The sequence below is a fragment of the Massilia aurea genome (assembly GCF_040790145.1).
GTDB classification, from domain to species: Bacteria; Pseudomonadota; Gammaproteobacteria; order Burkholderiales; family Burkholderiaceae_D; genus Telluria; species Telluria aurea_C.
The window spans coordinates 1-1,065 of the sequence record NZ_JBFMMP010000042.1; the positions used below are offsets into that span (position 1 = coordinate 1).

The window sequence follows — 1,065 nt, forward strand, 5'->3', positions numbered from 1 at the left end:
CTTCCGTACATGTCAAGGGTAGGTAAGGTTTTTCGCGTTGCATCGAATTAATCCACATCATCCACCGCTTGTGCGGGTCCCCGTCAATTCCTTTGAGTTTTAATCTTGCGACCGTACTCCCCAGGCGGTCTACTTCACGCGTTAGCTGCGTTACCAAGTTAATTAAAACCCGACAACTAGTAGACATCGTTTAGGGCGTGGACTACCAGGGTATCTAATCCTGTTTGCTCCCCACGCTTTCGTGCATGAGCGTCAATCTTGACCCAGGGGGCTGCCTTCGCCATCGGTGTTCCTCCACATCTCTACGCATTTCACTGCTACACGTGGAATTCTACCCCCCTCTGCCAGATTCTAGCCTTGCAGTCTCCATCGCAATTCCCAGGTTGAGCCCGGGGATTTCACGACAGACTTACAAAACCGCCTGCGCACGCTTTACGCCCAGTAATTCCGATTAACGCTTGCACCCTACGTATTACCGCGGCTGCTGGCACGTAGTTAGCCGGTGCTTATTCTTCAGGTACCGTCATTAGCAAGGGATATTAGCCCTCACCGTTTCTTCCCTGACAAAAGAGCTTTACAACCCGAAGGCCTTCTTCACTCACGCGGCATTGCTGGATCAGGCTTTCGCCCATTGTCCAAAATTCCCCACTGCTGCCTCCCGTAGGAGTCTGGACCGTGTCTCAGTTCCAGTGTGGCTGGTCGTCCTCTCAGACCAGCTACTGATCGTGGCCTTGGTGAGCCTTTACCTCACCAACTAGCTAATCAGATATCGGCCGCTCCAGGAGCACAAGGTCCGAAGATCCCCTGCTTTCATCCTTGGATCGTATGCGGTATTAGCGTAACTTTCGCTACGTTATCCCCCACTCTTGGGTACGTTCCGATATATTACTCACCCGTTCGCCACTCGCCGCCAGGTTGCCCCGCGCTGCCGTTCGACTTGCATGTGTAAAGCATGCCGCCAGCGTTCAATCTGAGCCAGGATCAAACTCTTCAGTTCAATCTCTGTTTGTTGGCATTTCTGCCACCGCTATTGCTAGCGGGTCGCTCACTCAAAATACTGACCGT

General features: G+C 52.7%; 1 rRNA gene. It reads right to left on the minus strand.

Annotated elements, in window-relative coordinates:
- Positions 1–997 (minus strand): 16S ribosomal RNA (locus AB2N08_RS22890); the annotation flags it as partial.
- Between the last annotated feature and the right edge of the window lie 68 nt (positions 998–1,065).